The organism is Myxococcus xanthus (genome assembly GCF_013116825.1).
Classification (GTDB): Bacteria; Myxococcota; Myxococcia; order Myxococcales; family Myxococcaceae; genus Myxococcus; species Myxococcus xanthus_B.
Genome location: NZ_JABFNS010000020.1, coordinates 47,295 through 71,723 on the forward strand (window position 1 = coordinate 47,295; position 24,429 = coordinate 71,723).

Genomic DNA, 24,429 nt, shown 5'->3' on the forward strand with positions numbered 1-24,429 from the left:
CGCGCACGAATGGATTCCGTCCTGCGGGTGGAGGGCCTGGAGAAGGCGTACGGCGAGGTGAAGGCCGTGCAGGGGCTCACCTTCGAGGTGGCGCCCGGCGAGGTGCTCGGGTTGGTGGGGCCCAACGGCGCGGGGAAGACGTCCACGCTGCGGTGCCTGGCGGGCATCCTGCCGCCCAGTTCAGGCCGCATCCTGGTCGCAGGATATGACTTGTCGCGGACGCCGGTGGACGCGAAGCGCGCGCTGGCCTTCCTGCCGGATGAGCCGCGCTTCTTCGAGTACCTCACGGTGTGGGAGCACCTGAACTTCACGGCGCGGCTCTACGGCGTGGAGGACTGGGAGGAGCGGGGCCGCGCGCTGCTGGAGGAGATGGAGCTGACGGGCAAGGAGAAGTCCCTGCCGGGCGAGCTGTCGCGAGGCATGAAGCAGAAGCTGTCCATCGCCTGTGGCTTCCTGCATTCGCCCAAGCTCATCCTCCTGGACGAGCCACTCACCGGCCTGGACCCCATCGGCATCCGGCGGATGAAGGCGTCGCTGCGGCGCCGGGCGGAGGAGGGCGCGGCCCTGGTGTTGTCCTCGCATCTGCTGCCGCTGGTGGAGGAGCTGTGCCACCGGCTGCTCGTCATCGCGGGCGGCAAGGCCATGGCGCTGGGCAGCCTGGAAGACATCCGCGCGCGGCTGAGTGGCGCGGAAGGGGAGCACGCCTCGCTGGAAGAGCTCTTCGTCCGAATCACCAGCGCGGGAACGCAGGCGCCGTGAGCTTCCCTCGCGCGGTGGCCTTCCTCTGGGCCGCGACCTGGCGCAATCGCATCCGGCGGCAGTTGGAGCGGCTGCGCAAGCCGCGCTACCTCCTGGGCGCGCTGGTGGGCGCGGCGTATCTCTATTCCGTCTTCTTCCGGCGTTTGGACTTCCGTGGCTCGGTGGGCACGGTGTCCGAAGGCGTACGGTTGTTCGCCGAGCTGTCGCTGATTGGCTCCGCGCTGGGGACATTGTTCGCCGCGTGGGCGCTGGGCCGGGACCGGCCGTCGCTGACGTTCTCGGAGACGGAGGTGGTGCAGCTCTTCCCCGCGCCCGTCCCTCGCAGGGCCCTGCTGCAATACAAGCTGGTGCGCGGGCTCCTGGGCACGTCGCTGGGCGCGCTGTTCGCCACGCTGTTCCTCGGGAGGACCATCAGCCCGCATCCCGTCCTCTTCTTCGTGGGCGCGTGTCTGGCCCTGGGCACGCTCTATCTGCACTCGACGGCGGCGTCCTTCGTGCGCACGCGGCTGTCGGCATGGGGCCTCTGGGGCCAGGTGGCCCGCTGGGGCGCGGTGGGGGGTGTCCTGGCGCTCGTGGCGCTGGCGGTGTTCACCTCGCTGCGAGAGCACCCGGTGCCGGAGGACCTGTCGTCAGGCCGCGCGCTTCGCGGGTGGTTGCAGGCACTGATGGCGTCTCCCGGCGTGGCGGCCGTGTTGTGGCCGGGCCGGCTGCTGGTGGCGCCAGCGCTGGCGCAGAGCGTGAGCGACTTCCTGTGGGCCCTGCCCCCGGCGTTGGCGCTGATGGCGGCGCACTACGGCTGGGTGCTCTGGGCCGAAGTTCCGTTCGAGGAGACGGCGGTGGTGCGCGCGGAGTCCCGCTCACGGGAGCGCATGCTGCGGGCCTCGGGGCGGATGACGCGGGTGGGCTCGCTCACGTTGAGCCGCCCTCCATTCCGGCTGCTGCCTCGAGGCCGGCCGGAGGTGGCGCTCATCTGGAAGAACCTGATTGCGCGCAAGCGGATGGGGGGCGGGTTCGCGGTGTTCCTCGCCTTCATCATCCTGGGCGGCGCCATCGCGGCGATGATGGGCGACACGCGTCTGTTCACGGACACGCGGCGGGTGCTCGGGCCGGTGGCGCTGGCGTTGTCGGTGATGCTGACGGTGGTGGGGCCGAGCGCGTTCCGCATGGACCTGCGGATGGACCTGCCCAAGTTGGACCTGCTGCGCGCCATGCCGCTGACAGGACGGCAGGTGGTGCGCGCGCAGTTGGCGGCATCCTCGCTGGCCCTGGCCACGTTTCAGCTCGCGTTGTTGGCGGTGGCGCTCGTCCTGGGGCCCGGCGTGGAGGCGTCGCGCCTGGGCGGGTGGTGGTGGCCAGGAGGGCTGGCGCTGGCGTTCCTGCTTCCGGCCGTGTCGCTGTCGGGCCTCTTCGTGCAGAACGCGGCGGTGGTCCTCTTTCCCTCGTGGGTGCCGGCGGACACAGGCGAGCGGGCGCGCGGCATCGAGGCGATGGGCCAGCGCCTGCTGGCTGTCGTGGGCACGCTGGTGGTGATGCTGGTGGGGTTGATTCCCGCGGGGCTGGTGGCGCTCGTGGTGGGCCTCCCTGTGTCGGCGCTGTTGGGCCCCTGGGCCCTGCCCGTGGCGGGCTTCGTCGCGGCGGGGGTGTTGGTGGGAGAGGTGTGGCTGGGCGTCATGGCGCTGGGCCGCGCCTTCGAGCGCCTGGATGTCTCCGAGGACCGGCCAGAGTAGGGCGTCCCGCGTTCGCTCCTGGACGTGCGCGTGCTTTGCGGTGGTGGGGCTCCCGGGCGCGGATTATCCGGGCCGTTTCCGGAGAGGAGACGCGCATGAAGGTGGGATTCATTGGCCTGGGCAACATGGGACTGCCCATGGCGGCGAGCCTGGCGGCCGCGGGGCACGGGCTGACGGTGTGGAACCGCACCGAGTCCAAGGCCGCGCCGCTGAAGGAGAAGGGGGCGCGCGTCGCCCGCAGCCCCGCGGAGGCGGCTCGCGGCGCGGAGGTCGTCTTCAGCATGCTGGCGGACGATGCGGCAGTGACCTCCGCGGTGTTCGGCCAGGACGGCCTCCTGGCGGGGCTGGCGCCGGGCGCGGTGCACGTCTCGTCGAGCACGCTCTCCGTGGCGCTTTCCGAACGGTTGGCGGAGGCGCATGCGAGCGCCGGCCAGCGGTATCTCTCCGCGCCGGTGTTCGGCCGCCCTACCGCCGCGGCGTCGAAGCAACTGTGGGTGGTGGCCGCCGGTCCAAAGCAGGACGTGGACCGCTGCAGCCCGCTGCTGGAGGCGCTGGGGCGCGGCCTCACCGTGCTGAGTGAAAGTGCCCCGGCGGCCAACGTCGTGAAGCTGTCGGGCAACTTCCTCATCGCGTCGATGATGGAGGCGCTCGCCGAGTCCTTCGCCCTGACGCGCAAGTGTGGCATCGAGCCGAAGGTGTTCCTGGAGGTCTTCCAGTCCGTCTTCGCGCGCTCACCCATCTTCGAGGGGTACGCGCAGCTCATCGCCGAGGAGAAGTACAGCCCGGCGGGCTTCAAGATGCGGCTGGGCCTCAAGGACGTGGAGCTCGTCCTGGGCGCCGCGCGCACCGCCGAGGTGCCCATGCCCCTGGCCAGCCTCGTGAAGGACCAGTTCCTGGGAGGCGTCGCGCAGGGCCACGGCGATTGGGACTGGTCCGCGCTGGGGGCGCTCGTCGCCGAACGGGCCGGGCTGAAGCAGGGCGGTTGAGCGCCCGCGCTCCAGGTGCACGCCTGACTGCCGTGCACCTGGAGCTTCAGGGATTGCCAGCAGCGCCTACTGCCGCGCGTTCATCTCCGCCGCGGGGACGGGGAAGCGCTCGTGAGGCTCGAACTCCGGATCCAACTCGCGGGGCAGCGTGTCGAGCCGCCCATAGCGCCGCAGGTCGATCCACCGGTGGCCGCCTTCGAACAGGAGCGAGTACCGCTTCTGCTTCAGCAGCTCGTCCAGGGCGTTCGTCTCATCGATGTCCAGGCGGGGGGACAGCCGGCCCGACGTGGTGCGGATGAAGTTGAGGTCGTCCGCGGCCGGCCCGAAGTTCCGCAGACCGATGTTGGCCTCCGCGCGCAGGAGGATGAGCTCCTCGTTGCGGATGATGCTCAGGGGCGTGCTGTTGGAGGTGTAGATGCGGAACTTCCAATCCGTCGCCAGCCGTCCTCCCGCCGCGGTCGCGGTCTTGTCGAGGCGTTGGAGCTTTCGGACGACGCGGTCATCCAAGGTGGTGCCATCCTCTTGGAATTCCGAGTCGGTGACGATCGACGGGTGCGTGTAGATATTGCGGTTGAAGAGGCCGTTGGCGGTGTCGCCCGGGTTCGTCCCGAAGGCGTGGTAGACGCCCAGGTCCAGCGACGCGGTCGCGTTGAGGAAGGACTCACCCAGGGCGGTGAGCGCCTCGGGATAAAGGCCCCGGTACACGGCCACCCGCGCGGCGAGCCCGCGGTTGAACCGCCGGAAGGTCGCGGGCGTGTTGAATCCCGCGAAGCCCGGGCTGAGCTGAAAGGCGAAGGTGTCGCCCGCGTTCTCCATGTGGGCGGCGCCCTCGTCGAGCAGCAAGGCGATGCGTTCGAACACCTCTTCTTTGCTCGCGAAGGGCGCCAGCTCCCCAATGGGGAGGTTGACGTCGATGGGCGCCCCATGGGTGTCGCGCGTGTTGATGACGATGAGGAAGTCCAGGGCCTGCATCGTCTTCACGAAGCCGCGAATGCCCTCCTTCTCCGCATCGGACGTGTTGGGAACCTTGTCCAAGGCATCCAGCACGGAGTGGGCGTTGCGGATGTTCAGATAAGGTGAGGTCCAGTGATTGCCGCCGAACGCCGGGCCACCCGGGTCCAGGGTGGGACCCAGCAGTTCGTTGACGGCGCGCGGGTCCGCGGGGTCGAAGACATACGCCTCGCGGCCGATGATACCCAGTTGGGCCACGTAGCCGTTGACGGGCGCGACGGTGGCGCGATGACCCACGAGCAGACCCGTGGCCGCCGAGAGCACGGCCTGGCGTGAGGGGCGCTCACGGAAGTCGTCCATGCTGGGGTTGTTCAAGTCGGGGACGTCCATGCTCCCGCAGCCGCTCAGGCCCAGGACGGTGCACAGCCCCACGAATGCCTTCTTGGTGAAGTGGATGTTCATGGCTCAGAACCCGACGTCGATGGACGTCCAGAAGCTGCGGCTGGGAGGGAAGGGGGCCACGTCCACGTTGCGGGCGATGGCCTGGTTGCCGAAGTTGCTCACCTCCGGGTCCAGCCCGGAGTAGCGGGTGAACATGAGGAGGTTGCGTCCGCTCACGCTGAGCCGGGCCGTCTTCACGCCGGGCACCAGGGTCACCCAGTCGCGAGGCAGGTTGTACATGAGGGTCACCTCGCGCAGCTTGAGGAAGCTGGCGTCCTCCAGGTACGCGCTCGCATGCGTGCGGCTTCGGGCAATGCGCTCGCGTCCGCCCGTCGTGTAGTCCGGTGACGTTCCGGCATCGTCGTAGATGTACCGGGTCAGGTTGATGATGTCGCTGCCCTGCTGCCAGTCGAACAGGAAGGACAGGCTGAAGTCCTGGAACTTCAGGTTGTTGGTGAAGGACATGCGGAAGGTGGGTTCGGTGTCGCCAATCTTCCGGACAATCGGGTTGCCGTTCTCATCCACGCCGTCGTTGCCGACAATCTGCGTCGCCGACGCGCCCTCCTCGATGCGGAAGGCGCCCAGCGCGGTCCCGAAGCCTCCCGAGAGGAACGCGGGCACGGGCAGGTCGGTCACCCGGCTGCGGTTGAGGGCGAACGTCGCGGCGCTGGTCCACTCGAAGTTGCCTCGCACGGGCGTCACCTGGAGCATGGCCTCGACGCCACGGTTGCGCAGCGCGCCGCCGTTGAAGATTTGCGTGGTGAATCCGCCGGAGGGCGCCAGGGCCCGCTGGAGCAGCAGGTTGCTGATGTTGCGCTGGTAGATGGACACTTCCGCGACCACGTCGCCCCCGAACAGGAGGGCGTCCACGCCGGCCTCGAGTTCGCGCTGGCGCTCCGGCTGGATGGTCGGGTCACCCGCGATACCGCTGCCCACCAGACCCGGGTTTCCGGCGATGTTGCCCGTGGCTCGCAGTCCGTTGAACTTCATGCCGTACAGCGGCAGGTTGCCCGTCTCGCCGTAGGCCGCGCGGACCTTGAACTCGTTCACCTGGGGGTGGAACGAGGGGACGCGGTAGGCGGAGGCCAGCTTCGGGTACAGGTACAGGGCGTTGGGGTTGCCGTTGGCGCTGCTCTGTTCGCCGCGAAGGGCGCCCACCAGCGTGAGCCGCTCGTCCAGCAGGAGCAGCTCCTCCTGGACGTAGTAGCCCCGGTCCCTCACCAGCGAGCGGTTCTGGCGGAGGTTGACCGCGGTGCCGCTGTCCACGTTCGGCTGGCCCGCGTTCAGGTTCCTGCTGACGATGTAGACGGAGTCGATGTTGCGCTCTTCGAATTGGACACCACCGGACGTGGTCGCCACCAGGCCGCCGGACACGGGCTTGTAGGTGTGCACCAGGTTCAATCCGGAGTTCAGGTTGCGCACCTGACTGGTTCCGAAGAGTGACGAGCCGGGCATGCCGTCATCCAGCGGCTCGAAGTTGAGCTCGGGCGGGAAGAACAGCGAGTTCTCCTGCTGGAAGCGGTCCACGCCCGCGTTGGCCAGCACGCGCAGGTGGTGCGCGTCCGACTTCCACAGGTGCCACGTCAGGTCGCCGGAGCCGATGAAACGCCACACGTCCTCGTCGTTCTTCACCAGCGCGGCCGTCTGCAGCGGGTTGGCGCGGTTTCCGAGGAAGGGGTTCAGCGGGTAGATGCCCTCCGAGCTGGCCCCCAGCGGCAGGAACTCCGGCGAGTAGGGCAGCACCATATAGTTGCTGATGGTCGCGTTGTCGTTGTTCGTCAGACCGCGCTGCCCCAGCGAGTGGACCAGGTTGGTGGCGACGTTGACGTCCACCGCGTCGCCGAACTTCTGTCCCAGGTTGAGGCGGAAGGACTGCTTCTCGTACCCGGTGTTGGCGATGATGCCTTCGTCGTTCTTGATGAGCGCCGAGGCGAAGTACTTCGTGTTCCCCGCCACGCCGCTGACGCTGGCGAGTGTCTCCGAGGACAGGTCGCGGCGGCCCGTGAGCGCGGACTCGTGGTCGAACCGCCTGCCCGGCACGTAGTACTGGGCCGCATCCTCACCGAACGTCTCGGTGACCTCCTCCACGCTGTTGAAGCGGCGGGTGCCGAGCTTGTTGAGCGCCGTGTACATGCCCAGGCGCTGCGTCACCGCGAACTCCGGCTCGCTGGAGCGGCCCCGCTTGGTGTTGATGATGACCACGCCGTTGGCGGCCTTGGAGCCGTAGATGGCGGCGGCGGAAGCACCCTTGAGGACCTCGATGCTCTCGATGTCGTTGGGGTTGATGTCCGCGATGCGGTTGACCTGGTTGTCCTGGGTGGGATTGGGGTTGGAGCCCGTCACGGACCGGGTGACGGCGAACATGCCGGACGCGATGGCCACGTCGCTGACGAGCACGCCGTCGATGACGTAGAGCGGAGCGGTAGAGCCATTGATGGTGGACACGCCGCGCAGCCGCAGCTGGAGGCCGCCGCCGGGCGCGCCGCCGTTGCTCTGGATGTTGGCGCCGGCGACCTTGCCCTGGAGCGCCTGGTCCACCGTCTGGGCGGGGGCGCGGTTGATCTCCTCGGCGTTCACCGAGGCCACCGAGTTGGCCAGGTTCTTTCGCGCCACTTCACTGGCGCGGCCCACCACCACCATCTCCTCAGAGAAGATGTTCTCCAGCGCGACCTCCACGGTGCGCTGGTTGGCGCCAATCTGCACCTCCCGCTCGCCGTAGTCCTGGCTGGAGAAGAGCAGCGTCACCGCGCGGGCGGGGACGTTGGGCAGGGTGAAGGTGCCGTCCAGCTCCGTCTCCACGCCCTGGGTGGTGCCCTTGATGATGACGCGCACCAGGGGCAGCCCCTCGTTGGTGAGCCGGTCCGCGACGCGGCCCTTCACCGTGCGCCCGCTCACCGGCGCGGGCGCGGGCGCGGGGGCCGTGGGCGCCGGCTGCGGCGCAACCTCTGGCGCGGGTGCCGCCGGTGTCTGTGCTTCGGCTGCGGGTGGCGCGATATTTTCGTCCTGCGCCAACGTTTCCAACGAGAAGAGTGCAAACACGCACCCCGGAATCAACGCCCTTCTCAGCGTCATTCGGTCCTCACTCGCTGCGGATGGACGGCTCCCCCCAAGGCAGGATGCCGGTGAAGCGAATCGTCACTGGGTCAACGATTGGCCGTCAACGGCATATCCTCACTTTTATTGTTAATCTTTGAATTCAAGTTGGCGGGAATGTTTGCCTGCTGCTGGAGCCCGCCGGGCTTGCGTCTGTCCTCAGGGGGGCGCTGCGCGACTCCGACCCGGGACGCGGCCAGGCCCCGGGGCCCCCCGTCAGCCGCTCCTGGTGCCGCCGTACGTTCGGGACGGATTTCTCCGGGCGAGACTGTTGCCTGGGGCACGTCCCTCCTCTAAGAGACTCGATGGGTATGGTGATGAACGAGCGTTACGAGCCGCAGGCGATTGAAGGTAAGTGGCAGACCCGTTGGGACGACGCGGGCATCTTCCGGGCAGGCAGCCGCCCCGGTGCACCCAAGAAGTACGTGCTCGAGATGCTGCCGTACCCCAGCGGGAAGATGCACATGGGGCATGTCCGCAACTACCTGCTCGGGGACGTGTACGCACGTTACTTCCGGATGAAGGGCTTCGACGTGCTGCATCCCATGGGCTGGGATGCGCTCGGCCTGCCGGCCGAGAACGCGGCCATCAAGGATGGTGTGCACCCGGCGGTGCGCACGGCCGAGAACATCGCGTCCTTCAAGAAGGAAATCAAAAGCCTGGGCTACTGCTACGACTGGGAGCGCGAGGTCAACACCAGCGATCCCGAGTACTACCGCTGGAACCAGTGGTTCTTCATCCAGATGCTGGAGCGTGGGCTCGTCTATCGCCGCTTCAGCAAGGTGAACTGGTGTACCGGCTGCCACACCGTCATCGCCAACGAGCAGGTGAAGGACGGCGTCTGCGAGCGCTGCGACTCCCCCGTGGTGGACAAGGAGATGCCCGAGTGGGCGTTCCGCATCACCCGGTTCTCGCAGGAGCTGCTGGACGCGCTGGACACGCTCAAGGAGTGGCCCCACCGCATCACCGCCGCGCAGCGGAACTGGATTGGCCGTTCGGACGGTGCCGAGGCTGACTTCCGCGTGCAGGGGCACGACGCCGCGCTGCGCGTGTTCACCACCCGCATCGACACCATCTTCGGCTGCACCTACGTGGTGCTGGCGCCGGACCACAAGCTGGTGGCCCAGGTGACAACGCCGGAGCGCCGCGCGGAGGTGGACGCCTTCGCCAGGCGCATGGCCGCCCAGTCCAAGACGGAGCGCCTGGGCGAGGGCACGGAGAAGGAAGGCGTCTTTACGGGCGCCTACGCGGAGAATCCCTTCACCGGCCAGGCGGTCCCCATCTGGATCGCCAACTTCGTGCTGAGCGACTACGGCACCGGCGCGGTGATGAGCGTGCCCGCGCATGACGAGCGCGACTTCGCCTTCGCGCGCAAGTACAGCCTGCCGGTGAAGGTCGTCATCCAGCCCGCGTCGGGTGACAAGCTCCCGCCGGGTGACAAGCTGGAGGCGGCCTATACGGAGTACGGCGTGCTGGAGGACTCCGGCGCCTACACGGGCCAGACGTCCGAGCAGGCGCGTCAGGCCATGGCCGCGTCGCTGGAGAAGGACGGCAAGGGCAAGGCGACGGTGACGTACCGCCAGAAGGACTGGGGCTTCAGCCGCCAGCGCTACTGGGGCACGCCCATCCCCATCGTCTACTGCGAGAAGTGCGACCCGGAGCGCAACGGCATCCCGGTGCCGGTGGCACAATTGCCCGTGCGCCTGCCGGAGATCGACACCCAGGCGGTGCTCACCGGCAAGGGTGAGCCGCCGCTGGCGAAGGTGGCTTCGTGGGTGAACACCTCGTGTCCGAAGTGCGGCGGGCCTGCCCGGCGCGAGGCGGAGACGATGGACACCTTCGTTGACTCCTGCTGGTACTTCGCGCGCTACCTGTCCCCGCACTACGACGCCGCGCCGTTCGACCCGAAGGAGGCCCAGCGCTTCCTGCCCGTGGACATCTACGTGGGGGGGCCCGAGCACGCGGTGATGCACCTGCTCTATTTCCGCTTCTGGACGCGGGTGATGAAGCTGTTGGGCTTGAGCCCCGTGGACGAACCCGTCACGCGGCTCATCACCCAGGGCATCGTCAACGGTCCGGATGGCCGGAAGATGTCCAAGCGCTGGGGCAACGTGGTGGCGCCTGCCTCCATCGTCCAGAAGTACGGCGCGGACACGGCGCGGGCCTACGTGCTGTTCGCGGGCCCGCCGGAGCGGGACTTCGACTGGTCCGACGAGCAGGTGGAGGGCGTGTTCCGCTTCCTCAAGCGCGTCTGGGCGCTGGCCGCCACGCACCAGGCGGCGGCCGCGGGTGCCACCCATGACGGGCCCTACGAGGGCAAGTCGCTGGAGATCCGCCGCGCCGCCCACAAGACGCTGAAGCGGGTGGGGGAGGCCATCGAGCGCCTGTCCTTCAACACGGCCATCGCCGGCATCATGGAGGGCCTCAACGCGCTCCACGCACAGGGGACGCCTGAGACGGCCGCGGAGAAGGCCGCCATGGCGGAGGCCGTGCGGTTGCTGGCGGCGGTGCTCACGCCGTTCGCGCCGCACATCGCGGACGAAATCGCGGAGGCCTACGGCAGCAAGGACTTCACCGTCGCGCAGGCCTGGCCGGAGTTCGATCCGGCGCTGGTGGTGGACGACGTCATCCCCTACGCCGTGCAGGTGAACGGCAAGCTGCGCACGGAGATTCGCGTGGCGGCGGACGCGGCGGAGGCGGAGGTTCGCGCCGCGGCGGAAGCGGACGAAAAAGTCCAGGCGGCCCTGGCGGGGAAGACGCTGCGCAAGTTCGTCTTCGTCCCCAAGCGCCTCGTGAACTTCGTCGCGACCTGAGCGGGGACACCGGTGCCGGCCGAGGTCCTCGTCATGTGTGGTGCATGTGGGCGGCCCCAACCCGCGGGCCGCCCGCGGTGCATTGCCTGCGAGGCCGTGCTTCCCGAAGCGCCCCTTCCCGGGGGCCCGGCACCGGAGGCGCCGTTCTTCGTCGCGGACCTGGGCGGAGGGCGCATGCTCTCCGGCCAGGGGGCGCGGCTCTTCTATCAACCGCACCCCTCGGTCATGGTGCCTCCCGTGGAGGTGGCCTCGCTGCGGGAGGCGCGGCTGGAGTCGCGCTACTTCCGGGAGGCGCTGGCGTTGGCCGTCTTCGCCTTGCTGGGCCTGTGGGCGCAGCCGGCCGCGCTGAAGGTGCTGGGGTGGGGCATGGCGGCGCTGGGTGTCCTGCTGGCGTTGACGTGCCGCTCACACGGGCTCGTCCTGGTGCCTCGGCAGGGGGCGCTGGTGCGCTGGCCCCTGGGGTTGGCGCGGCGGGGCTCTCCCCGGGACGCGCGGCTGTTGGCGGCGTGGACGTCGTTGGCGGAGGCCCTGCGGGTGCGCGGCGTGGCTGTCGATGGTGAGTCGTCAGCGCTGCCGCCGACGCAAGACGGTGGCCCTCTGTCTTGACGGGCCGATCGGGCCGGGTAGGGTGCCGCGCATGTCGCGACCCTGCGCTGTCGGACCCCGGCGTCTTCGAATTGGCGTGGTGGTGGGAATGTGGGTGGCCGCGGGCTGTGGCTACCGCCTGGCGCCTCGCGGAGACGGTCTGCCGGCTGGCGTGACGTCCCTCTGCGCGCCCGTCTTCCTCAACGCCACGCCCGAGCCCACGCTGGAAACGGTCTTCACGCGCTTCCTACGGCAGGAGCTGATCCGCGTGGGCCGGCTGGGCAGCGCGGAGTCCTGCGACGGGCGCATGGAGGGCACGGTGCTGTCGGTGGCGAACACGCCCACGACCGTGGTGGGCAAGAGCACCAGCCCGGGCTTCTTCTTCCGCGTCTCCGCTCGCGCGCAGATCCGCTTGGTGAAGGACGGACAGGTCCTCAAGCAGACGGAGGTCTTCGGCTCGGAGGACTATGTGCTGGGGAGCGGAGACATCCTGGAGGCGGAGGCGAACCGGCAGGTCGCGCTCGAGCGCCTCGCGGAGGTCTTGATGCGGGATGGGTACGACCGGCTCGCGGGCGCCTGGTGAGGAGGCAGGGGCCTCCTCCCGGCAGCCTGCACGGATGAAGCAGGGCCACGCGAGGTGGCCCCGGGGCTTCGACTAGGCCTGCGCGCGGGCGGCCTTGGTGGCGGCCTTCGCGAGACGCGAGATGCGGCGGGAAGCGGTGCGCTTGTGCAGCACGCCCTTGGTGGCGGCCTTGTTCAGCGCCTTGGCGGCCGACTTGATGGCGTCCGTCATCTTCGCCCCATCCTTGCTGCCGAGCGCCTCGCGGGCGGACTTGACGGCGGTCTTCACCTCACCGCGCACGGTGACGTTGCGCGCACGGCGCTTCAGGGACTGACGGTGACGCTTCTCTGCGGACTTGGTGTTGGCCAAGAGAAATCTCCAGCGGTAATGGCAGGCTAAAAAGAGGGGCCGTCCTTACTGCGACGCCTCGCAGGCGTCAAGGCGGGTGTGGGCCTCCAGCCGGGATTTCCGGGCTCTGGACGCCCCGCCGAGGGCACCTGCGAGGAAAATCACTCTACCGAAGTCGTATATTCCCACACCAGCCCCGCGGGATCTTGAAAGGTGAGCCGGCCGGCCTGGTGCTGGATCAGCCGACTCCCCGGAATCTCCGCGAGGATGCCGGGGAGCCGCTCCACCGCCGCCGGGGAGGGGGCCGTCAGGGCCAGCCGCAGGCCCGTCGTGGGCATCCCTGCCGCTTCGAAGGCGATCAGGATGCCCCCGGCTTCATAGAGGGCCTGCTCCGCCGCCGGAGCCCGTCGGGTGATCCACCCCAGCCGGGGCGCCAGGGCGTCCCAGAAGGCGCGCTGCGCGGGAAGATCCGCCACGCCCAGCCGCAACGTGGTGACGGGCGCGCGAGGAACCCACGTCGGGGACGGCAGGGCCTTTTCGCGCGCCTTGGCCTCCTGCCAGTGGCGCTCCATGTGCTCCAGTGTGGCATCTCCCAGGGCGACACCCTCGGCGCGGAGGGCGGACTCGATGTGCTGGAAGCGGGCGGTGAAGCGGCGGATGGCCATCCGCAGCGCGTCCTCGGCGGGGGCTCCGACGAAGCGCGCGAGGTTGGCGAGCGAGAACAGCACGTCCCCCAGCTCGTGCTCGATGGCATCCCGATCATTCGCGGCGATGGCCTCGTCCAGCTCCCCCAGCTCCTCCGTCAGCTTGGCGCGCACGCTGGCGACGTCCGGCCAGTCGAAGCCGATGCGGCTGGCCTTCTCCGTGAGCCGCTCGGCGCGCATCAGCGCCGGGGCGGCGACGGGGACGCCGTCCAGCACCGAGCCCTCCCGGCCCGTCTTGCGCTTCTTCTCCGCGGCCTTCAGCTTGGCCCAGTTGTCCAGGACCTGCTCGGCGCCTTCCATGCGCTGGCCGTCGCCGAAGACGTGGGGATGCCGGCTGACCAGCTTGTCGCCAATGGCCTTCGCCACGTCGGCCAGGGAGAACTCCCCAAGCTCCGAGGCGAGCTGGGCGTGGAAGACAATCTGGAAAAGCAGGTCTCCCAACTCTTCGCAGAAGGTCCGCCAGGAGCCGCCGTAGGCGACCCGGTCCATCTCCTCCAGGACCTCGAAGGCCTCTTCCAGGAGGTAGGGCCGCAGCGAGCGCAGGTCCTGTTCGCGATCCCACGGGCAGCCGCCTTCAGCGCGCAGCCGCCGCATGATGTCGACCAGTCGCTCCAGCTCCGCCCCGGGGTTCAGCGTCGTGTCCGCCATGCACGTTCCTGTAGCACGCACGGGTCGGGTGCTGTCCGGCAAACGCGGCAGGTGGGCGGCCGGGCTGGCGTTCGTTTTCGCGCTTGGCCCTGGGTCGCCTACAATCCACCCTCTGGATGATCCGCCTGCCGCTTCTTGCCCTCCTTCTCAGTGGCTTCACGCTTCTGGTGCCCGTCGTGGCGTCCGCGCAGCTGGAGGCCCCCACGCGCCTTCCCGAGGTGGATCCGGGCCCCATGGAGCCCGACCTGCGGGATGAGTCCATGGATCCGGTGGATGACGCCGCCTACGCGGAGGACGTGCCGGAAGAAGACGTCCCCGCCGCGGAGGATGCCTCCACCGAGGACGCGGACGACGCGCCCAGGGCGCCCGCTCGCAATGCCAGGGCCGCCGAATCGGCCCCCGCCAATGGCCGGGCTCCCGCGGCGGCCAGTCCTCCGCCGCTCGAGGAACCCACGGTCATCACCCCCAGGCCGGTGACGCTGAGTCCGGTGCTGGCGCCGCGGGTGACGGATGCGGACCTGGAGGCCCTCTGGAACCGGTGGCGGCAGGCCCGCGCGACGAATGATCGGGACGCCGCGGCGGCGGCCCTCAAGGAACTGCGGACGTTGCGCGTGGAGCTGGCCGCCACGGACCTGGAACCCCTGAGCGTGGGCTTCCTCCGCGAAGCGGCCGTGCGGCGCCGCGCGGGGGACATGGCCGGCGCGGTGCGGCTGGCGGAGGTGGCGGTCGAGCTGTCGCCGGGGCTGCCCTACGCGCGCTTCGAGTTGGCGGAGCTCTACGCCTTGGAGAAGCCGGGCGACGTGTCCCGCTCGTTGGGGCAGGTGCGGCAGGCCCTGGCGACACTGGCGCAGGATGCCCGCTATCGGCGGCCCGCGTTGGCGGACCTGGGCGCCCTGGTGCTGCTGGCCTGGGGGGCCACCGCGGTGCTGCTGATGGGCTTGTTCTTCCTGAGGAAGGTCCGCTACGCGCTGCATGACTTCCACCACCTGCTGCCGCGAGTCTTCTCCCGGTGGCAGTCCCTGGTCCTGGGGCTGCTGCTCTTGAGCCTGTCGTGGGTGCTGGGGCTGGGCGTGCTGCCCGCGCTGCTGGTGATGCTGGCCACCGTGTCCCTCTATCTCTCGCGCAGGGAGCGGGTCGTGGCGGCGGTGCTGGTGGCGGGCGTGGGGCTCCTGCCGTTGGCGGCGGGGCAACTCGCGCGTGTCACCGCGTTCGCGGGTACGCCGGCCGAGGACGTGTACCTCCTGGAGCGGGGCGGTCTGTCCGCCGAGGAGGCGCGGGCGCGCGTGCTGGCGCGGATGGAGTCCCGCTCGGCGACGTTCGCGGAGGTGCTGTCGCTGGCGTACTTCGAATCCCGGCGTGGCTTGCTGGAAGAGGCGGGGACGCACTTCAAGGCCGCCTCGGCGCTGAAGAGCTCGGATGCGCGCCTGCTCACGCGCTTCGGCAACACCCTGGTCGCGCTGGGAGACGCGGAGGGTGCGGCGCTGCTCTACGTGCAGGCCTCGCGGTCGGCGCCGGACCTGGCGGCTCCGCACTACAACCTGGCGCAGGTGGTCCGCCGCAGGGCGAAGACGCTGCCGGACTCGGAGGTCGGCAAGGAATTGGATCGCGCCGCCACGGCCATGGCCTCGGCGCAGGCGCTGGATGGAACGCTGCTGGTCCGGGACCCTCCGCCGGAGGACCGGCTGCTCCTCAACCTGCTGCTGCTGTCCCCGCAGCTGGGGGAGTCCGACTGGCTTCCGCTCGCGGATGGCACGGGGGCGGGGCGCCAGGTGGAGACGCAGGTGTCGCGCTGGCTGCTCCCGGGGCTTCCACCTGGGCCCATGGCCTCCTCGGTGGCCGCGGCGCTGGCGGTGCTGCTGGCCCTGTGGGGCTTCTTGGGGGACCGCTTGAAGGCGGCCAAGGTGTGTGAGCGCTGTGGCCGTGCGGTGTGCGTGCGCTGCGACCCGGAGCTGGGCATCGGCAGCAAGCAATGTGGCCAGTGCGTCAACGTCTTCTCCCGCCGGGGGCTGGTGCCGCAGCAGCTGCGGGCGCGCAAGCAGCTCCAGGTGGAGCGGCATCAGGCCTGGACGGGCCGCGCGGCGTACGCCCTGGGCGCGGTGCTATCCGGCGCGGGGCACGTGGCCTCGGGTGTGCCGGTCCGCGGCGCGCTGTATGCGTTCGGTTTCCTCTTCGCGCTGGCCGCGGTGCTCCTGCACCAGGGACTGGTGCGAGGGCCCTATGGTGAAGCCCCGCTCTACCTCAAGCTCGCGCCCGCGGCGTTGCTGCTGCTGGGTGTCCACCTGCTGTCGTTGCGCGGTCTGCGCCGTCTGCGGCGGGGGGAGTGAACGGCGATGTCCCTGCAAGGCACCCTGAAGGACTTTGGTATTGGCGACATCCTGCAGCTCATCGGGCAGCAGCAGAAGACGGGCACGCTCCACGTCCGCGCCAAGGACCAGGAAGTGCGCATCGGCTTCAACGATGGCCACATCATCAAGGCGGAGAGCGTCACCCGGAAGCGCAAGGAGCTCATCGGCGCCATGCTGGTGCGCTCGGAGCTCATCACCGAGACGCAGCTCGAGGCGGCCCTGGAGACGCAGCGCCGCACGCTCAAGCGGCTGGGGGACGTGCTCGTCTCCAGCCATGCCCTCACCGCCGAGCGCTTCCAGGCGATGATGCAGCTTCAGGCCACGGAGACCCTCTACCGTCTCTTCACCTGGAAGTCGGGCACCTACGAATTCATCCAGGAGCCGGTGGAGCCGGACGCGGAAGCCATCCATCCGCTGCGCGCCGAGACGGTGCTCATGGAGGGCTTCCGGATGGTGGATGAGTGGCCGGTCATCCGGCAGAAAATCCACCGCGACGACCTGGTCTTCGAGCGCATCAAGGCCCTGCCTCAGCCGCGCGGAGAAGAGGGTGGGGAGCTGGGCGCCATCGGCCCCTCGGAGCGGCGCATCTATGATGAGCTCTCGCCCGGGAGGGATTTGCGCAAGCTGGTGGACATCTCCTGCCTGGGCGAGTTCGAGACCTGCAAGGCGCTCTACAACCTGGTGAAGGGCGAGTACGTCCGGCCGATACTCCCGGAGGGCGCCCCGGCCCCCGCGCCAGGGGACCAGCGCCTGCTGGCTCGCGTGACGGGGCCGCTGGGGCGCCTCGTCGCCACCATGGGGGTGCTGGCGGCGGTGGTGCTGGTGGTGCCCCGGGCCGTGCGTCCGGACCACGAAGCGGGCGTTGCCGCGGTATTGGCGGACTCAGCGGCTCAACGTCATGTTTCCCAGGCCCAGCGCGTCCGCATCGAGGCCGCGCTCGAGGTGTTTCGCCTGGAACGTGGTGAGCTGCCCGAACGTCTGGATTCTTTGGTTCAGGCTGGACTGTTGAAACCGGGCGAACTGAAATACCCGTGGCGGGAAGAGTACTATTACCGGCGGTTGGCCGCTCGGCAGTTCATTCTCCTGCCACCCTTGCGCTAGTCCTGACACAAAGTCGTCTTTCGCGGCCCTGGGGGCGGCGTTACGTTGGTGTCAGCCGTAGCGACATAGACCGAGGAAGAATCCGCATTGCGAAATCCCGCCACGTTGGAAGCGCCCGAAGTGCTTACCGCCTCCGCCAAGGTGGACGTTCGTGACAACGCGACCGCCCTGGCCCTCTGCGGCAACCAGAACGAAAATCTCAAGTTGATGGAGCGGCGCCTCGGGGTCCGGGTGGGACAACGCGGCACCGAGTTCCATCTCTCCGGCCCGTCCGACGCCGTCGCCTTCTCCGTCCGCCTCCTGGAGAACCTGGAGGAGATGATCCGCGCCGGCCGTCCCGTCTACCGGGAGGACGTGGAGCAGGGCATCAAGGTGCTCGGCCGCGGCGCGGAGTCCTTGCAGGAGGTCATGCTGGGCCCGGTGCTCAAGAGCTCCGGCAACCGGCAGATCTCCCCCAAGAGCATCAACCAGAAGCGCTACGTGGACGCCATCCGCTCCCACGACATCGTCTTCGGCATCGGCCCCGCGGGCACGGGCAAGACGTACCTCGCCATGGCCATGGCGGTCGCCTTCCTCCAGGAGCGCAAGGTCAAGCGCATCATCCTGGCGCGCCCCGCGGTGGAGGCGGGTGAGAAGCTGGGCTTCCTGCCAGGAGACCTGCAGGAGAAGGTGAACCCCTACCTGCGGCCGCTCTACGACGCGCTGCACGACATGATGGCGGCCGAGCGCGCCGCGCAGCTGCTGGAGCAGGGCGTGGTGGAAGTGGCCCCGCTGGCCTTCATGCGTGGCCGCACGCTCAACGACGCGTTCGTCATCCTGGACGAAGCCCAGAACACGACGGTGGAACAGATGAAGATGTTCCTCACGCGCCTGGGCTACAACAGCAAGGCCGTCATCACCGGTGACGTGACGCAGGTGGACCTGCCCACGGGGAAGATGTCCGGGTTGAACCATGCGCGCGCGGTGTTGAAGAACATCGACGGCATCCACTTCGCGGAGTTCTCGGAGGTGGACGTCGTCCGCCACCCCCTGGTCCAGGAAGTCATCCGCGCCTACGACCGGGCGGACGTCGCCCAGCGCGAAGCCCAGGCGGCTCGGGACGCAGCAACCGCTGCCGCCCGGGCGCCCACCGCGGCGGCGGCCACCGCCACCGAGCCCGTTGCCGTCGAATAACGGTGCCAATACCTACTTACGCCCACCCGTGCGTACCCTGCCGGGCGGGCGTACCCCATCCCACCCTCGCGAATATTCCCAGGCGCTGCGTCCTTGAAGGATCCGCGACGCCTTATCTAGGGTGAGGATCCCCATGGCCGAACCGGAAACGCAGCCCCCCGGGCGCAGTCCACTGGACGCGCTCGCCGAACGCCTCGGACTGGACAATGGCGTCTGGGGGCGGCGCGCCATCCAGGTCCTTCTCCTGCTCGCCGTCTCCATTGGCGCGGGCTTCGTCATCTCGCCGGGCCTCTACAGCCAGCAGATTCCAGCGCTGGCGGAGGAGAACCTCGGCAAGCCGTTCCGAGCCAGCTCGCCCGCCGGCTTCAAGGCCGCGCGGGACTACGAGGTCGTCCACCGCGCCATGACGCAGCAGCGGCGCCAGGAGGCGCGCGCGGCCGTCAAGCCGGTGTACGACCTGAACCCCGCCGTCCTGGGGCAGCTGCGGTCGACGGTGAGCTCCGCCTTCGCGTCCATGCGGCTGCACCTGGACGAACTCGCGGAGGCGCAATCCGATTCGGAACCCGAGGAGCGCGAAACGCCCCGCCGGCGCAAGCCCGTCGCGTCCCCGGAGATGCTGGAGCTGGAGCGCAGCACCCGCGAGAAGATGCGGGCGGAGCTCCAGGAGCGCTTCTTCGGCAAGCGCGACGCCGTGTTGGAAGCCGAGGACTTCCAGGCGCTCTATGCCACCCGCTTCTCGCAGGAGGCGGAGACGGCCACGCTGCTGGTGCTGGAGCGGGCGTATCGCTCCGAGCGCGGCGCGATCCATGTGGCGGGCTCTCGGGAGGAGCTGGCGCGGGAGGCGCATCAGGGCCTCACCGTCCGCGACGTGGTGAACAAGGCCGAGGAGTCCCTGTCGGGAGGCTCCACCCAGGTGGTGGACGTCCCCGAGGCGCACCAGGAGATGGAGCGCTTCGCCTCGGTGCCCGGTAACCTGATGCCGGATGCGCCAGGCGTCCAGCGCCGCGCCATCCTCCGGCTGGCCCAGCGGCTGGTTCGGCCGAACCTCACCATCAACATCGCGGAGTCGGACGCGCGCCGGAACCAGGCGGCCCAGGCGGTGAAGGACGCCGTCATCTCCATCAAGAAGGGCCAGCGCGTCATTGGCGACGGTGAGCTGGTCAATGAGTCGCACCTGGTCATCCTGCGCGGCATGCGCGCGGAGACGGACCGGCTGGACCTGGTCCAGCTCCAGGTGGGCGGCACGGGCCTGGTGGTCCTTCTCATCGTCTCGACGTACTTCTTCTGCCGCGCAGCGTTCCGGCGCTTCCGTCCCACGCGCAAGGACGGCGTGCTGCTGGGCCTGCTGCTGCTGGGCTTGCTGGGCCTGCTGCAAATCTGGGTGTCCATCGCGGACGCGGTGCAGGACCGCTACACCGCGTTGCCCATCGAGGCCTTCTATTACGCCTTCCCGGTGGCGGCCGGCGCCATGCTGGTGCGCTTCATCCTCACGCAGGAGCTGGCGCTCTTCTTCGCGCTCGTCTTCTCCTGTCTCACCGGGGTGATGCTGGGCAACTCGCTGGCCTTCGGCGTCTTCACGCTGGTGGGTTCGCTGGTGGCGGCCGACCGCATCGTGAAGGCGAAGGACCGCGTGGGCATCTTCCGCGCGGGTCTGGTGACGGGCGCGGTGAACCTGGTGGCGGTGCTCTTCCTCTTCCTCGTGGAAGGCAAGGGCCTGTCGGCCGACACCCTCATCACCGCGGTGAGCGCCTTCGCGGGCTCCTCGTTGGCGGTGCCGGTGATGGTGATGGCGCTCACGCCGCTCATCGAGGCCACCTTCGGCTACGCGTCGGACATCAAGCTGCTGGAGCTGGCCAACCTGAACCACCCGGCGCTCAAGGAGCTCATCGTCCAGGCGCCCGGCACGTATCACCACTCCATCATCATTGGCTCGCTGGTGGAGAACGCGGCGGAGACGATTGGGGCCAACCCGCTGCTGGCGCGCTCGTGTGCGTACTACCACGACATCGGCAAGGGCCGGAATCCGCTCTACTTCGGGGAGAACCAGAAGGGTGAGAACCGCCATGACGCGCTCGCGCCGGCGATGAGCGCGGTCATCATCAAGCGCCACGTGACGGAGGGCCTGGAGATGGCCCGTCAGTACCGGCTGCCCAAGCTGGTGGCGGATGCGATTCCGCAGCACCACGGCACGCGCACGGTGGGGTACTTCTACCACAAGGCATTGAAGGAGCAGGAGGGCAAGGAAGGGGCTCCGCCCATCGACGAGAGCATCTACCGCTACCCGGGGCCGAAGCCGCAGTTCCGCGAGGCGGCGCTGGTGATGATCGCCGACGCGGTGGAGGCCTCCACGCGCTCCATGACGGACCCCACCACGCCCAAGCTCCTCGCGCAGGTGCAGAAGATCATCAACCTCATCTTCTCCGAGGGTCAGCTCGACGAGTGTGACCTGACGCTGAAGGACCTCAACCTCATCTCGCAGTCCTTCCTGCACACGCTCGAGGGCATCTACCATACGCGTCCGGCCTACCCGGCGGGCGCCGTGGGAGGGGGCAAGGCGCCGCCGCTGGTGGTGGCGGGCGCGGCGCCTCGGCCCGCGGAAGGCAAGGACAAGGCGCGGACCGCGGGGGGCGCATGAGCGCAGCACGAAGGGGCAATGGCGTGAGATTGCGCAAGGGGAAGCTGATTCCCCGTGATGACGGCAAGCGCATCGAGGAGTTCGTGGGCGCGGCCACCACCAGCACGGACTCCGCGTCCGTCGCGCGGATGCTGGCGCCTCCCGGGTGGTCAGAGCCCGCGCAGCGCCCCGAATTCGACGAGGTCGTCATCGTCCTCACGGGCGAGCTGACCATCGTGGTGGAGGGGCGCCGCGAGCGCATCTCCGCGGGCGAGGTCGGACTGGTCCCCCGCGGCAAGCGCGTGGTGTACCGCAACGACGGCCAGGGAGCGTGTGACTACTGGTCGGTGTGCGCGCCCGCGTTCCGCCCGGAGCTGGCGCACATGGAGGCGCCCACGCCCCGCGTGCAGGAGAACCACGTCACCATCCAGGTGGCGCATGGCCAGGGCCGGGACTTCGCGCGCCTGCTGACCTCGTGGGCCAGGGCGTACCTGGTGCAGCTCAAGCTGTCCGGCGTGGAGCTGTCCTTGTCCCTGGTGGACGACCGGGCCATCCGCCGGCTCAACCGCACCTGGCGCCAGAAGGACAAGGCGACGGACGTGCTGAGCTTCCCCGCGGGCGACCTGCCCAAGGGCACGCCTGGACCGCGCCCGCTGGGGGACGTGGTCATCTCCCTGGACACGGCGAAGCGGCAGGCCAAGGAGTACGGCCGCACGCTGGAATCGGAGATGGCGCGCTACCTGGCGCACGGCCTGCTCCACCTGCTGGGGCACGACCACGAGCGCCCCCGGGACGCCAAGCGGATGGCGGCCCTGGAGGAACAGCTCCTGGGCGAGCGGGGCATGGTGGCGGACTCGCTCCAGGTGGATGCCAAGGCCCGCCGCGCCCGCAGCCTCATGTAGGCCCTCCGCCGGCTCCCCGCTGGACAATCCAGCATCCATCCCGTTGAGGCGGGCGGCGTGCGTGATAGGTAGGCGGCCTCCCGCGTGTTGGACCAAGTCATGCTCCGCCCCTCACTCATTGCCTCCTGCCTGCTCGGCCTGCTGCTCCTGGCGGCGCCCGCGCGCGCGGCCTCCATGCCGCCGTGGGGCACGGGAGAAAGCCAGGGCGAGGACCTGGCCATCCTCCTGGTGACGTTCAGTCCCGGGGATGACGTGCCGTCCTGGTGGGGCCACGGCTCGCTGGTGGTGGAGGACCGGCGGCGGCAGACGTCGCGCCTCTACAACTACGGCATGTTCTCCTTCGACGAGGCCATGCTCGCGCGCTTCGCCATGGGCCGGCTGGAGTTCTGGGTGGGCCAGTCGTCGGTGGGGGGCACCTTCCGCTACTACCAGGCCGAGGACCGCGACGTCCGCGTGCAGGAGCTCAACCTCACGCCCGAGCAACGCGTCGTCGTGGCGAAGCGGCTGGCGGAGAACGTGCTGCCGGAGAACCGCGAGTACCTGTACCACCACTACAACGACAACTGCGTCACGCGGCTGCGGGACATGATTGACGTGGCCACGGGCGGCCAGCTCCGCGAGGCGGACCGGGCACCCGGGCGGATGACGCTGCGCGAGCACACCCGTCGCTACACCGCGGTGAACGCGCCCATGAGCGTGCTGCTCGACTTCATGATGAACGACGAAATCGACCGTCCCATCACGAAGTGGGAGGAGGCCTTCCTTCCGGATGAGCTGGAGGCTCAGGTCGCGGCGCTCCAGGTGAAGGGCGCGGACGGGCAGCCGGCGTCGCTCGTGGCGAAGAGCTGGAACTACTACGAATCCTCCCAACGTCAGCGTCCGCCAGCGGAGCCACCCCCGTGGGGCCCGTGGATTCTCGCGTTGGGCCTGGCCCTGGGCGGCCTGGCGGTCGGGCTGGCGGTGTGGGAGCGCCAGCGGGGCAGCCGCGTGGCCCGCCTGCTGCTCGGGCTGGAGAACGCCGTGGTGGGGCTGGCGCTCGGGTTGCCGGGCACCGCGCTGTTCATCATGGGGTTGGTGACGGACCACACGGTGACGTTCCGCAATGAGAATCTCTTCCTGGCCAACCCGCTGACGCTGCTGGCGCTGCCCTTCGGCGTGGCGCTGACGTGGGGTAGCCAGAAGGCCCGCACGCGCCTTTTCAAGGTGTGGACGCTGTTGGCCGCCCTGGGGGTGCTGGGTGTGGTGCTCAAGGTGTTGCCGCCCTTCGACCAGGACAACTGGCGGCTCATCGCGCTCATCCTGCCCATCTCCCTGGGCATGGCGGGCGCATTCGGTCTGGATCGAGTACTGGCGCGCCTCCCCAGGGCGGACCGCGCGTCAGCCGGACGGCGGGATGCCGTCGCATCGCTGAAGACTCCCTAAAGGACACGGAAAGAAGCCATGGCGAACGATTCGATGGAGAAGATCAACGGTCTCAGGGAGCGCGTGTTGGCGCTCCGGGGGCATCTTTGACCTCGACCGCAAGCGGTCCCGCATCGCGCTGATTGAACGCGACTCCACGCTGCCCACCTTCTGGGACGACAACACCAAGGCGCAGGCGCTCTTGAAGGAGAAGTCCACGCTGGAGGCCAGCGTCGGTGCCTACGACAAGGTGATGCGCGGCCTGGATGACGCGCAGGTACTCTTCGAGCTGGCCGCCGAAGCCAACGACGAGGCCACCACCCAGGAGGCGGAAGGCTCCCTCTCGGGGTTGGAGGGCGACGTCGCCAAGCTGGAGCTGGCGCGCATGCTGTCCGGCGAGCAGGACCGCAGCAGCTGCTTCATGGACATCAACGCCGGCGCCGGTGGCACGGACTCCATGGACTGGGCGGCCATGCTCCTGCGCATGTACACCCGCTACTGCGAGAACAAGGGCTGGAAGGTCGAAATCAACGACGAGGTGCCGGGTGAAGAGGCGGGCTTCAAGAACGTCTCCCTGCGCATCGAAGGTGACTTCGCCTACGGCTACCTGAAGGCGGAGGTCGGCGTGCACCGGCTGGTGCGGATTTCGCCCTTCGACGCAAACGCTCGCCGGCAGACGGCCTTCGCGTCCGTGGACGTCTATCCGGAGGTGGACGACACCATCCAGATCGACATCCCGGAGAAGGACATCGATTTGAAGTTCATCCGCGGCGGCGGCGCGGGCGGCCAGAAGGTGAACAAGACGTCGTCCACCGCGCAGCTGCGCCACCTGCCCACCGGCATCATCATCACCTGCCAGACGGAGCGCTCGCAGTCGGCCAACAAGGACATGGCCTTCAAGATTCTGCGGGGCCGCCTGTACGAACTGGAGATGAAGAAGCGCGAGGCCGCGCGCGACGCCGCCGAGGCGCAGAAGAAGGACATCTCCTTCGGCTCGCAGATCCGCTCCTACGTCCTGGCGCCGTACCGCATGGTCAAGGACCTGCGAACCGGCATCGAGACGGGCAACGTGGACGCCGTGCTGGACGGGGACCTGGAGGAGTTCGTCACCGCCCAACTGCTGGGCGTGAAGAACCCCAACCGCGGCGCGGGCGTGGACTAGGCGCCGCGCCTCACCGTTTCCTCGCCTTCGCCCGGAACCTTTTCCGCGGCCCTGCTGTCGGAGGGCCGCGGGGCAGGGGACCAAGGTAGGCTGAGGGACGGTGGCACCTCCTGC

The 24,429-nt window shown here is 69.1% G+C and carries 17 protein-coding genes; 13 read left to right on the top strand and 4 right to left on the bottom strand.

Annotated features, from left to right (window positions below; translation table 11 throughout):
* The first annotated feature begins 9 nt into the window (after positions 1-9).
* The 3 genes from HNV26_RS08275 to HNV26_RS08285 all read left to right on the top strand — a co-directional run bounded on the left by HNV26_RS08275 (position 10) and on the right by HNV26_RS08285 (position 3,472).
* Positions 10-759: an ABC transporter ATP-binding protein gene (locus HNV26_RS08275; protein ID WP_090495508.1), complete on the top strand. Its 750-nt coding sequence runs from the start codon at positions 10-12 to the stop codon at positions 757-759.
* Complete coding sequence (locus tag HNV26_RS08280; RefSeq protein ID WP_171440870.1) at positions 756-2,486, top strand: putative ABC exporter domain-containing protein; 1,731 nt, start codon at positions 756-758, stop codon at positions 2,484-2,486. The genes HNV26_RS08275 and HNV26_RS08280 overlap by 4 nt, the downstream gene beginning before the upstream one ends.
* Before the next feature lie 95 nt (positions 2,487-2,581).
* Complete coding sequence (locus HNV26_RS08285; protein WP_171440869.1) at positions 2,582-3,472, top strand: NAD(P)-dependent oxidoreductase; 891 nt, start codon at positions 2,582-2,584, stop codon at positions 3,470-3,472.
* A gap of 66 nt (positions 3,473-3,538) precedes the next feature.
* Here the strand turns inward: HNV26_RS08285 and HNV26_RS08290 are convergent, their stop codons facing one another.
* Together HNV26_RS08290 and HNV26_RS08295 are read right to left on the bottom strand one after the other, a co-directional pair.
* Positions 3,539-4,885 carry a RagB/SusD family nutrient uptake outer membrane protein gene (locus HNV26_RS08290; RefSeq protein ID WP_171440868.1) on the bottom strand — a complete coding sequence of 449 codons (1,347 nt, stop codon included), beginning with the start codon at positions 4,883-4,885 and terminating at the stop codon, positions 3,539-3,541.
* A 3-nt stretch (positions 4,886-4,888) separates the two neighbouring features.
* Positions 4,889-7,759: a SusC/RagA family TonB-linked outer membrane protein gene (locus HNV26_RS08295; protein WP_171440909.1), complete on the bottom strand. Its 2,871-nt coding sequence runs from the start codon at positions 7,757-7,759 to the stop codon at positions 4,889-4,891.
* Positions 7,760-8,268: 509 nt separating this feature from the next.
* Here HNV26_RS08295 and leuS point away from each other — a divergent pair.
* The 3 genes from leuS to lptE all read left to right on the top strand — a co-directional run bounded on the left by leuS (position 8,269) and on the right by lptE (position 11,938).
* Positions 8,269-10,770, top strand: coding sequence for a leucine--tRNA ligase (leuS, locus tag HNV26_RS08300; protein WP_171440908.1), 2,502 nt, complete (start codon positions 8,269-8,271; stop codon positions 10,768-10,770).
* A 96-nt stretch (positions 10,771-10,866) separates the two neighbouring features.
* Entirely contained in the window at positions 10,867-11,376 is a 510-nt protein-coding gene (locus tag HNV26_RS38920) for a hypothetical protein (protein ID WP_366816813.1), read from the top strand.
* An 88-nt stretch (positions 11,377-11,464) separates the two neighbouring features.
* Positions 11,465-11,938 (top strand): LPS assembly lipoprotein LptE, encoded by a 474-nt coding sequence (gene lptE / locus HNV26_RS08310; RefSeq protein WP_253816353.1) that lies wholly within the window; start codon positions 11,465-11,467, stop codon positions 11,936-11,938.
* A gap of 72 nt (positions 11,939-12,010) precedes the next feature.
* Here the strand turns inward: lptE and rpsT are convergent, their stop codons facing one another.
* Positions 12,011-12,286 carry a 30S ribosomal protein S20 gene (gene rpsT / locus HNV26_RS08315; RefSeq protein ID WP_171440865.1) on the bottom strand — a complete coding sequence of 92 codons (276 nt, stop codon included), beginning with the start codon at positions 12,284-12,286 and terminating at the stop codon, positions 12,011-12,013.
* Positions 12,287-12,426: 140 nt separating this feature from the next.
* Positions 12,427-13,617 carry a nucleoside triphosphate pyrophosphohydrolase gene (gene mazG / locus HNV26_RS08320; protein WP_171440864.1) on the bottom strand — a complete coding sequence of 397 codons (1,191 nt, stop codon included), beginning with the start codon at positions 13,615-13,617 and terminating at the stop codon, positions 12,427-12,429.
* A 116-nt stretch (positions 13,618-13,733) separates the two neighbouring features.
* On the opposite strand from mazG, the gene HNV26_RS08325 reads away from it, so the two are divergent.
* The 7 genes from HNV26_RS08325 to prfB all read left to right on the top strand — a co-directional run bounded on the left by HNV26_RS08325 (position 13,734) and on the right by prfB (position 24,315).
* Positions 13,734-15,941 carry a hypothetical protein gene (locus HNV26_RS08325; protein ID WP_253816347.1) on the top strand — a complete coding sequence of 736 codons (2,208 nt, stop codon included), beginning with the start codon at positions 13,734-13,736 and terminating at the stop codon, positions 15,939-15,941.
* Between the two features lie 6 nt (positions 15,942-15,947).
* Positions 15,948-17,063, top strand: a complete 1,116-nt coding sequence (locus tag HNV26_RS08330; RefSeq protein ID WP_171440862.1) for a DUF4388 domain-containing protein — start codon at positions 15,948-15,950, stop codon at positions 17,061-17,063.
* 87 nt (positions 17,064-17,150) lie between these two features.
* Positions 17,151-18,236, top strand: coding sequence for a PhoH family protein (locus HNV26_RS08335; protein WP_171440861.1), 1,086 nt, complete (start codon positions 17,151-17,153; stop codon positions 18,234-18,236).
* Between the two features lie 133 nt (positions 18,237-18,369).
* A complete protein-coding gene (locus HNV26_RS08340) occupies positions 18,370-20,871 on the top strand; it encodes an HD family phosphohydrolase (protein WP_171440860.1) in 2,502 nt (833 codons plus the stop codon).
* A complete protein-coding gene (gene ybeY, locus HNV26_RS08345; RefSeq protein ID WP_171440859.1) occupies positions 20,868-21,752 on the top strand; it encodes an rRNA maturation RNase YbeY in 885 nt (294 codons plus the stop codon). The genes HNV26_RS08340 and ybeY overlap by 4 nt, the downstream gene beginning before the upstream one ends.
* A 99-nt stretch (positions 21,753-21,851) precedes the next feature.
* Positions 21,852-23,174 (top strand): Lnb N-terminal periplasmic domain-containing protein, encoded by a 1,323-nt coding sequence (locus HNV26_RS08350; RefSeq protein WP_171440858.1) that lies wholly within the window; start codon positions 21,852-21,854, stop codon positions 23,172-23,174.
* 18 nt (positions 23,175-23,192) lie between these two features.
* Positions 23,193-24,315 (top strand): peptide chain release factor 2 gene (gene prfB / locus HNV26_RS08355; protein WP_253816348.1). Its coding sequence is split into 2 segments (ribosomal slippage): positions 23,193-23,261 and positions 23,263-24,315, totalling 1,122 coding nucleotides; the frame shifts between segments, so codons are not numbered across the junction.
* Positions 24,316-24,429: the final 114 nt, after the last annotated feature.